Origin of the sequence: Nocardioides sp., from assembly GCF_035429765.1 — a bacterium.
In the GTDB taxonomy this organism is placed as follows: Bacteria; Actinomycetota; Actinomycetes; order Propionibacteriales; family Nocardioidaceae; genus Nocardioides.
Map to the genome: position 1 here is coordinate 1 of NZ_DAOMFK010000176.1, position 6,699 is coordinate 6,699.

The following is a 6,699-nucleotide window of genomic DNA, read 5'->3' on the forward strand; positions in this document are numbered from 1 at the left end:
GTCCCCCGGGGCGGTCGGCACGAGCCGGCCTGCGGTCTTGAGCAGACCCGCGGAGGAGTACGGCGCCACCGAGACGACCGTGGTGCCTCTGCGTGCGGCCTTGCGCAGCCGCAGGAACAGCGTCCCGGCCTCGTCCTCGGGCTCCAGCCCGGCGAGCACCACGGTGTCCGCGGCCTCCAGGTCGGCGTACCGGGGCCCGTCGGCCAGTACGACGTGCTCGGCCAGGAACGCGGTCTCCTCCGCAGACAGGGGCCGGGCCCGGAAGTCCACGTCGTTGGTGCCCAGGACGACCCGGGTGAACTTGGCGTAGGCGTAGGCGTCCTCGGCGGTGAGCCGGCCGCCGGTCAGGACGGCGGCCGGTCCCGCGGCGGCGAGCCCGCGGGCCGCGACCGCGAAGGCCTCCACCCAGGACGCCGGGCGCAGCCGGCCGTCCTCACGCACCTGCGGGTAGGTGAGCCGGTCCGGCTGGCGGGCGTAGCCGAAGGCGAAGCGGTCCTTGTCGGTGATCCACTCCTCGTTGACCTCGGGGTCGTTGCCCGACAGTCGCCGCATCACCTTGCCGCGGCGGTGGTCGACACGGATGGCCGCGCCACAGGAGTCGTGCTCGGCCACGGCGGGGGTGGAGACCAGGTCGAAGGGACGGGCGCGGAAGCGGTACTCCGCGGAGGTGAGCGCGCCGACCGGGCAGATCTGGATGGTGTTGCCCGAGAAGTAGGACTGCAGCGGCTCCTTCTCGTAGATGCCGACCTGCTGGAGCGCACCCCGCTCGATGAGGGCGATGAACGGGTCCCCGGCGATCTGCTCGGAGAAGCGGGTGCACCGGGCGCACAGGACGCAGCGTTCGCGGTCCAGCAGCACCTGGGCGGAGATGTTGATCGGCTTGGGATAGGTCCGCTTGACACCTCCGCCGGCCGAGAATCGCGACTCCGCGCGGCCGTTGGACATCGCCTGGTTCTGCAGGGGGCACTCCCCGCCCTTGTCGCAGACCGGGCAGTCCAGCGGGTGGTTGATCAGCAGCTGCTCCATGACGCCCTGCTGGGACTTGTCGGCGCCCGGAGAGGTGAGCTGCGTCTTGACCTCCATCCCCTCCATGACGGTGAGCGTGCAGGACGCCTGCGGCTTCATCCGTCCTGGGGGCCCCTGCATCTGCCGCAGCGACCCGTCCGGGCCGGGCAGGGCCACCTCGACCAGGCACTGCCGGCACGCGCCGACGGGGTCGAGCAGCGGGTGGTCGCAGAAACGGGGGATCTGGATGCCGATCTGCTCGGCGGCCCGGATCACCAGCGTCCCCTTGGGGACGCTGGTGCTGATGCCGTCGATGGTGAGGGTGACCAGGTCGGTCCTCTCCGGGCCGGGCGAGGACCCCTGGGCCGAGCCTGCCGAAACCTGTGTCATGCGCTCGCTCCCGCAGTCGCGAAGACGGTCGAGGCGGCCGGGTCGAACGGGCAGCCGCCGTGCTCGAGGTGGGCCAGGTACTCGTCCCGGAAGTACTGGATCGACGACATCACCGGGCTGGTGGCGCCGTCGGCCAGCGCGCAGAACGAACGGCCCAGGATGTTGTCGCACTGGTCGAGCAGCTGGTCGAGGTCCGCGGCACTGCCCTCGCCCTTCTCCAGCTTCGCCAGCACCTGCACCAGCCACCAGGTGCCCTCCCGGCAGGGCGTGCACTTGCCGCACGACTCGTGCTTGTAGAACTCGATCCAGCGCAGCGTCGCGCGCACCACGCAGGTGGTGTCGTCGAAGATCTGCAGGGCCCGGGTGCCAAGCATCGAGCCCGCGGCGCCGACCGCCTCGAAGTCCAGCGGGACGTCGAGGTGCTCGGCGGTGAGCAGCGGGGTCGAGGACCCGCCCGGGGTCCAGAACTTCAGCTGGTGGCCCTCGCGCATGCCTCCGGCGAGGTCGATGAGCGTGCGCAGGGTGATCCCGAGGGGCGCTTCGTACTGCCCGGGCCGGGCGACGTGCCCGGAGAGGGAGAAGATGCCGTGCCCCTTGGACCGCTCGGTGCCCATCGCGGAGAACCAGGTGGGCCCGCGGCCGATGATGCCGGGGACGGACGCGATGGACTCGACGTTGTTGATGACCGTCGGGCTCGCGTACAGCCCGGCCACCGCCGGGAACGGCGGGCGCAGCCGCGGCTGGCCGCGACGCCCCTCCAGTGAGTCCAGCAGCGCGGTCTCCTCACCGCAGATGTAGGCGCCGGCACCGGCGTGCACGACCAGCTCGAGGTCGTAGCCCGAGCCGTGAATGTCGCTGCCCAGGTGTCCCGCGGCGTACGCCTCCGCGACGGCGGCCTGCAGCCGCCGGACCACGTGCAGCACCTCGCCCCGGACGTAGATGAAGGCCCGGTGGGCGCGGATGGCGTAGGAGGAGATGACCACCCCCTCGATCAGGGTGTGCGGGCTGGCCATCATCAGCGGGACGTCCTTGCAGGTGCCCGGCTCGGACTCGTCGGCGTTGACCACGAGGTACTTCGGCCGTGGGTTGTCCTGCGGGATGAACCCCCACTTCATGCCGGTCGGGAAGCCCGCCCCGCCGCGGCCGCGCAGGCCGGAGTCCTTGACCGCGGCGATCACGTCGTCCTGGCTCATCGCCAGGGCCTTGGTGAGCGCGGCGTAGCCGCCGCGCGCCTCGTACGACGAGAGCCGCCACGGACGCTCGGTGTCCCAGTCCTCGGTGAGCACCGGGGTCAGCGTGTCGGTCACTTCCCACCCTCCTTGCCGGTCGCGGCCGGCAACGGGCCCTCGTCCGGGGGCGGCGCGGTCCAGCCGTGCTCACGGGCGAGGCGCAGTCCCACCAGCGACGGCTCCCCGGCGGCGGGGCCCTCGTCGGCCAGGCGGTCGTTGAAACCCGCCAGCACGCGCTCGGCCTCGCGCCAGGTGCACAGCCGGGGGCCGCGGGTGGAGTGGACCTCCGTGCCGGCGCGCAGGTCGTCGACGAGCTGGGTCGCCGACTCGGGGCTCTGGTTGTCCATGAACTCCCAGTTGACCATCACCACCGGGGCGTAGTCACAGGCCGCGTTGCACTCGACGTGCTCCAGGGAGACGGTGGCGGCGTCGCCGGGGCGCCGGGGCGCGGTCTCGTCGTTGCCGATGTCGAGGTGGTCCTTGAGCCGTTCGAAGATGGCGTCGCCACCCATCACCGCGCACAGCGTGTTGGTGCACACGCCCACGTGGTAGTCGCCGACCGGGCGGCGCTTGTACATCGTGTAGAAGGTCGCGACCCCGCTGACCTGGGCGGCGGTGAGGTCGAGGATCTCGGCACAGGCCTCGATCCCCTCCGGGGTGACCTGGCCCTGCACCGACTGCACCAGGTGCAGCATCGGCAGCAGCCCGGAGCGCGGCTCGGGGTAGCGGGCCGCGATCTCGCGCAGCTCGGCCATCGTGGTCTCGTCGAGCTGGCCGCTCATCGGTCGACTCCCCCCATCACCGGGTCGAGGGACGCGATCGCCACGATGACGTCGGCGACGTAGCCGCCCTCGGCCAGCACGCTGGTCGCCTGCAGGTTCGTGAACGACGGGTCGCGGAAGTGCACTCGGAACGGGCGCGTCCCGCCGTCGGAGACGACGTGAGCCCCCAGCTCACCGCGAGGCCCCTCGATCGGCACGTACGCCTGGCCGGCGGGCACCCGGAAGCCCTCGGTGACGAGCTTGAAGTGGTGGATCAGCGCCTCCATCGACTCGCCCATGATGTGCCGGATGTGGTCGAGGCTGTTGCCCATCCCGTCGGACCCCACGGCGAGCTGGCTCGGCCAGGCGATCTTCTTGTCGGCGACCATGACCGGGGCACCCTCCAGGTCCGCCAGGCGGTTGGCGGCCTGCTCCACGATCCGCAGCGACTCCCACATCTCGTTCAGGCGCACCCGGAAGCGTCCGTAGGCGTCGGCGGTGTCCCAGGTCTGCACATCGAACTCGTAGTCCTCGTAACCGCAGTAGGGCTGGGTCTTGCGCAGGTCCCAGGGGTAGCCGGTGGACCGCAGCACCGGGCCGGTCAGCCCGAGGGCCACACAGCCAGCCAGGTCGAGGTGCCCGACGCCCTCGAGGCGGGCCTTGAACACGGGGTTGGCGTTGCACAGGTCGGCGTACTCCGGGAGCCGCTTCTTCATCAGCGCCACGAAGTCGCGGATCTCGTCCAGGGCACCCGGCGGCAGGTCCTGGGCCACTCCTCCGGGTCGGATGAAGGCGTGGTTCATCCGCAGCCCGGTGATCAGCTCGAACAGGTCCAGGACGAGCTCGCGCTCCCGGAAGCCGATGGTCATCACCGTGAGCGCGCCGATCTCCATGCCTCCGGTGGCCAGGCAGACCAGGTGCGAGGAGATGCGGTTGAGCTCCATGAGCAGGACCCGCATCACCTGGGCCTTCTCGGGGACGTCCTCCTCGATGCCGAGCAGCCGCTCGACCCCGAGCACGTAGGTCGCCTCGTTGTGGAAGGGCGAGAGGTAGTCCATCCGGGTGCAGAAGGTGACCCCCTGGGTCCAGGAGCGGTACTCCATGTTCTTCTCGATGCCGGTGTGCAGGTAGCCCACGCCGCACCGGGCCTCGGTCACCGTCTCGCCCTCCAGCTCGAGGATGAGCCGGAGGACGCCGTGCGTCGACGGGTGCTGCGGTCCCATGTTGACGACCACCCGCTCCTCGATGTGGTCGCCGAGGGCGTCGGTGATGGTGTCCCAGTCCTGGCCGGTGACGGTGAAGACCCGGCCCTGCGAGGTCTCGCCCGCGGGGGCGTAGACGTCCTCGGGTCCGCTGGTCGGTGAGCCTGTCGAAGCCATCAGTTGTAGGACCTCCGCTGGTCCGGTGGCGGCACGGTGCCGCCCTTGTACTCCACGGGGATGCCGCCCAAGGGGTAGTCCTTGCGCTGCGGGTGGCCCGGCCAGTCGTCGGGCATGAGGATCCGGGTGAGCGCCGGGTGGCCGTCGAAGACGATCCCGAACATGTCGAAGGTCTCCCGCTCGTGCCAGTCGTTGGTCGGGTAGATGCCCACGAGGGAGGGGACGTGCGGGTCCGCGTCGGGGCAGGTGACCTCGAGCCGGACCCGACGGTTGTGGGTCATCGAGAGCAGGTGGTAGACCGCGTGCAGCTCTCGGCCCTCGTCGCCGGGGTAGTGCACGCCGCTGACCCCGACGCACAGCTCGAACCGGAGCCGCTCGTCGTCGCGCAGCGTCTGCGCCACCAGCGGCAGGTCCTCCCGGCGGACGTGGAAGGTGATCTCACCGCGGTGGACCACCACGCGCTCCACGGCGTGCTCGACCCCGGCGGCGCGCACCCGCTCCTCGAGGGCGGCGGCCACCTCGCCGAACCAGCCGCCGTACGGCCGCTGGGCGGCCGCGGGCATCACGACCGGCGCCACCAGGCCGCCGTACCCGCTGGTGTCGCCCGAGCCGGCGACGCCGAACATGCCGCGGCGCACCCCGACGGTCTCGGTCACCTGGGCGTCCGCGGAGACCAGGTCGGTGGACGGGTCCTGGGCGGCGCCGCCGACGGGAGGCTTCTCGTCGCTCATCGCAGCAGCCCCCGCATCTGCGAGGTGGGCAGCGCGGTCAGCGCGGCGCTCTCCTGCTCCTCGATCTCGGCGGCCCGGTTGGGTCCCAGCTTGGTGTGCTGGACCTTGTCGTGCAGCTTGAGGATCGCGTCGATGAGCATCTCCGGGCGCGGCGGACAGCCCGGGAGGTACATGTCGACGGGCACGACATGGTCGACGCCCTGGACGATCGCGTAGTTGTTGAACATCCCGCCCGAGCTGGCGCAGACGCCCATTGCCAGCACCCACTTCGGGTTGGGCATCTGGTCGTAGATCTGGCGCAGCACCGGCGCCATCTTCTGGCTCACGCGGCCGGCGACGATCATCAGGTCGGCCTGCCGCGGGCTGGCCCGGAAGACCTCCATGCCGAAGCGGGCCAGGTCGTACTTCGGCCCCCCGGTCGTCATCATCTCGATCGCGCAGCAGGCCAGGCCGAAGGTGGCCGGCCAGAAGGAGGCCTTGCGCATGTACCCGGCAAGCCCCTCGACCGTGGTCAGGAGCACCCCGCTGGGCAGCTTCTCCTCTACACCCATCTGTTCGCTGTGCCTTCCGTCAGTCCCAGTCCAGGCCACCCCGACGCCATACGTAGGCGTAGGCGATGAACACGGTGCCGATGAAGATGACCATCTCGACGAGCCCGAAGAGCTTGAGGGCGTCGAAGCGCACCGCCCACGGGTAGAGGAAGACGATCTCGATGTCGAAGACGATGAAGAGCATGGCGGTGATGTAGTACTTCACCGGGAACCGGCCACCGATCGCCTGGGGCGTCGGCTCGATCCCGCACTCGTAGCTGTCCATCTTGGCCCGGTTGTACCGCTTGGGCCCGATGACCGCGCTCATCACCAGGGAGACGACGGCGAAGCCGACGGCGAGGATGACCAGCGCCAGGATCGGCGTGTAGAGCTCCATCCCTGTCCTTCCCTCATCCGCCGCGGGCCGCCGGAGCGCCGTCCGCGGACAGCCCGGCCGCACCCGATCCGGAGCCATGTGGCTTTGTGAAGGCCTTCACGAAGTCACCGGCACAGTCTAGGGGTGCCGGATCGCCTGCTGCATCCCGGGGCTTCACGCGTCGGCGACCTTTCTGGCGCGGTGCAGCGCGACGATGCCGCCGGTGAGGTTGGGCCACTCCGCGGCCCGCCCCCCCGCGCCCGCGAGCAGCCCGGCCAGCCCGGGCTGGCCGGGCCAG

General features: G+C 70.8%; 7 protein-coding genes. All 7 read right to left on the reverse strand.

All coding sequences use genetic code 11. From position 1 onward, the window contains the following. Nucleotides 1-1,395: NADH-quinone oxidoreductase subunit G (locus PLP61_RS13610; protein WP_324503279.1), on the reverse strand; the 1,395-nt coding region annotated here is incomplete at its 3' end. After that, on the reverse strand, nt 1,392-2,702 hold the full coding sequence (nuoF, locus tag PLP61_RS13615; RefSeq protein ID WP_324503281.1) for an NADH-quinone oxidoreductase subunit NuoF: 1,311 nt from the start codon (nt 2,700-2,702) through the stop codon (nt 1,392-1,394). The genes nuoF and PLP61_RS13610, both read right to left, overlap by 4 nt. Then, the gene (gene nuoE / locus PLP61_RS13620) at nt 2,699-3,406 is read right to left on the reverse strand and encodes an NADH-quinone oxidoreductase subunit NuoE (RefSeq protein WP_324503282.1); all 708 of its coding nucleotides are present in this window, start codon (nt 3,404-3,406) and stop codon (nt 2,699-2,701) included. The genes nuoF and nuoE overlap by 4 nt, the downstream gene beginning before the upstream one ends. Further along, nucleotides 3,403-4,764, reverse strand: coding sequence for an NADH-quinone oxidoreductase subunit D (locus PLP61_RS13625; protein ID WP_324503283.1), 1,362 nt, complete (start codon nt 4,762-4,764; stop codon nt 3,403-3,405). The genes nuoE and PLP61_RS13625 overlap by 4 nt, the downstream gene beginning before the upstream one ends. Beyond that, nucleotides 4,764-5,495: an NADH-quinone oxidoreductase subunit C gene (locus tag PLP61_RS13630; protein ID WP_324503284.1), complete on the reverse strand. Its 732-nt coding sequence runs from the start codon at nt 5,493-5,495 to the stop codon at nt 4,764-4,766. Before PLP61_RS13630 ends, PLP61_RS13625 begins: the two co-directional genes overlap by 1 nt. Beyond that, nucleotides 5,492-6,046 carry a NuoB/complex I 20 kDa subunit family protein gene (locus PLP61_RS13635; RefSeq protein WP_324503285.1) on the reverse strand — a complete coding sequence of 185 codons (555 nt, stop codon included), beginning with the start codon at nt 6,044-6,046 and terminating at the stop codon, nt 5,492-5,494. The genes PLP61_RS13630 and PLP61_RS13635 overlap by 4 nt, the downstream gene beginning before the upstream one ends. A 19-nt stretch (nt 6,047-6,065) precedes the next feature. Beyond that, entirely contained in the window at nt 6,066-6,422 is a 357-nt protein-coding gene (locus PLP61_RS13640) for an NADH-quinone oxidoreductase subunit A (protein WP_324503286.1), read from the reverse strand. Nucleotides 6,423-6,699: the final 277 nt, after the last annotated feature.

What these genes read in the sequence shown, in the direction of transcription:
- PLP61_RS13635 (WP_324503285.1), bottom strand. Translation starts at nt 6,046, where the DNA reads ATGGGTGTAGAGGAGAAGCTGCCCAGCGGGGTGCTCCTGACCACGGTC.
- PLP61_RS13625 (WP_324503283.1), bottom strand. Translation starts at nt 4,764, where the DNA reads ATGGCTTCGACAGGCTCACCGACCAGCGGACCCGAGGACGTCTACGCC.
- PLP61_RS13630 (WP_324503284.1), bottom strand. Translation starts at nt 5,495, where the DNA reads ATGAGCGACGAGAAGCCTCCCGTCGGCGGCGCCGCCCAGGACCCGTCC.
- nuoE (WP_324503282.1), bottom strand. Translation starts at nt 3,406, where the DNA reads ATGAGCGGCCAGCTCGACGAGACCACGATGGCCGAGCTGCGCGAGATC.
- PLP61_RS13640 (WP_324503286.1), bottom strand. Translation starts at nt 6,422, where the DNA reads ATGGAGCTCTACACGCCGATCCTGGCGCTGGTCATCCTCGCCGTCGGC.